At 30.4% G+C, this 2,136-nt stretch carries 2 protein-coding genes and 1 pseudogene; 2 read left to right on the top strand and 1 reads right to left on the bottom strand.

Annotated elements, in window-relative coordinates; all coding sequences use genetic code 11:
* Positions 1-305 precede the first annotated feature (305 nt).
* Both H8B17_RS20465 and H8B17_RS20460 read left to right on the top strand, forming a co-directional pair.
* The gene (locus tag H8B17_RS20465) at positions 306-986 is read left to right on the top strand and encodes a hypothetical protein (protein ID WP_223816714.1); all 681 of its coding nucleotides are present in this window, start codon (positions 306-308) and stop codon (positions 984-986) included.
* Positions 986-1,672: a TIR domain-containing protein gene (locus H8B17_RS20460; RefSeq protein WP_190311100.1), complete on the top strand. Its 687-nt coding sequence runs from the start codon at positions 986-988 to the stop codon at positions 1,670-1,672. The genes H8B17_RS20465 and H8B17_RS20460 overlap by 1 nt, the downstream gene beginning before the upstream one ends.
* Before the next feature lie 10 nt (positions 1,673-1,682).
* Here H8B17_RS20460 and H8B17_RS20455 read toward each other — a convergent pair.
* Positions 1,683-2,027: pseudogene (locus H8B17_RS20455) on the bottom strand (DUF3427 domain-containing protein); the annotation flags it as partial.
* Between the last annotated feature and the right edge of the window lie 109 nt (positions 2,028-2,136).

Genomic DNA, 2,136 nt, shown 5'->3' with positions numbered 1-2,136 from the left:
GGTAAAAATCGATTCTCTGAATAAAAGAAGACAATTGTATAATCAACAAAAATTAATAAATTTATAACTCGAAAGTCTCCTTAAGGTTCCATCCTAATGTGTCTAATTTAGTTTGAAGACGTACAATAGGATTTAGTTTTACTGATCCTAATATAGATCATGTACTAAGTAGACTCAATTATAAGTACAAGCAAAAAAATAGAGAACATTATTGTATTCTAAAAAAACATAATCTAGCTGATTTTAAAGGAGATCAAGCAGAATTAGATTATAATATTAGAAAGCAAAGTTTATTTATTACTGAATTGAAGAGATTTGGTATAACTGCAATTTTGATTGATGATTATCCTGATATTACATTAATATTACAAGAAATTGAAAAGCGATATAATTCTCATTCCATTTTTATTTCTGGAAGTGCCGTTGAATACGGTGATTTTACTCCTTTAGAAGCTCAAAACTTTATTCATTTATTGTCTAGAGAGTTAATTAAAAAGAATTTTAATGTAGTGAATGGCTTTGGTTTAGGTGTTGGAAGTGCTGTCATAAATGGCGCATTAGATGCTGTTTACTCAGAACCTAAAAAATATTCTGAAAATCAATTGATCTTAAAACCTTTTCCTCAATTTCCTTCAGGAGGAAAAGAATTAAGAGAATTATGGGAAGAATATAGACAAAACATGATTTCACGTGCAGGAGTTTCAATTATTCTATTTGGAAATAAGGATGATAATGGAAATATTATTAATGCAGGTGGTGTCAAAAGAGAATTTGAAATTGCATTAGAACATGGATTAATCCCAATACCTATCTCATATACAAGCTATATGGCAAAAGAAATTTTTGATATGATATCAGCAGAATTCCTAAGATATAATTTGACAGAAGAGTTATTCAAAGATTTGACTGAATTGACTTTAGATAAAAGTGATTTACCTAAGAGTGTTAAGCAAATTGTTTCAATCGCTCAAAAAATTGCAAAGTAATGGGAAAAAAAATATTCGTCTCTTACAAATATGGAGATACGCAAGTTCAAGATTTAAATATCTATGAATTAAATTGGCTTGGACAAAATGTAAAAGTTCCAACAAAAGCTCGTCATTATGTAAATGAATTGACTAAGATATTAGACAATGAAGATCATATATATAAAGGAGAAGATGACGGTCAAAGTTTAGCAGATTTTTCTGATGAATTTATTGCATCAGCACTAAGAGATAAAATTTACGATAGTTCTATAACAATTGTTTTGGTGTCAAAAGGTATGAAAACCTATAATGCTGAAAGAAACCAATGGATGCCTTGGGAGATTTCTTATTCTCTAAAAGAATATACAAGAAATAGTCGGACAAGTTTATCGAATGGAATTTTAGCAGTTGTTTTACCCGATGAGTGGGGAAGTTATGAATATTATATTACTCAAGATTCGGTTTGTAACTGTACAAGTTATAATACAACTGTCCTTTTTCAAATTCTAAAAGACAATATGTTTAATGTTAAGGAACCTAATAGAAGATTGTGTAATGGAAGTTGGATTTATTCAGGAGACAGTTCTTACATCCAGTCTGTTAAATGGGATGAGTTTAAAACTATTCCAAATTATTACTTAAATAAAGCTATTGAGCTAAGAGATAAGAAAGAACAGTATAATATAACTAAATCTGTGAAGTAATTATGAGTTTTCAAATAATGTATCGATACAAACTTTCTTCTACTGGGGTATTCATAGTAAATTCACATTTCACTACGGAAACTGGCTTCTCCCCTCCCATAGTTTCTTGTACGAAAGAGTTTGGATTCGATGTCAACATCCCCATGAAGTAAAAATCTTGTCCTTCATCATTGCTCTTCTTTACAAAAAGAGGAAGAAGAATATTATTTTCGGCCTGCGACTGGATGGTGATAACATCCGGACTGCTTAGTTTCCTTTTGGATTTGGAATACCATTTGAATGTATGCTGATCCACAAACTCGTCTTCATATTTCGTGGTATCCGATATGTCATCCGTTTGTAAATCGTCAGCAAAAAGTGGACACGATAATTTAAAAACTTAAGGAGTGTTTTCATCAAAAACGTTAGATTTAATTATGGGAACATCAAAGAAGAAGAGCACGGAATCATTTGTAAAAGACATT

Source organism: Sphingobacterium arenae, from assembly GCF_014692505.1.
Lineage (GTDB): Bacteria > Bacteroidota > Bacteroidia > Sphingobacteriales > Sphingobacteriaceae > Sphingobacterium > Sphingobacterium arenae.
Note: the sequence above shows the minus strand (reverse complement) of the source record. Positions and strands in the feature narration are given on the sequence as shown.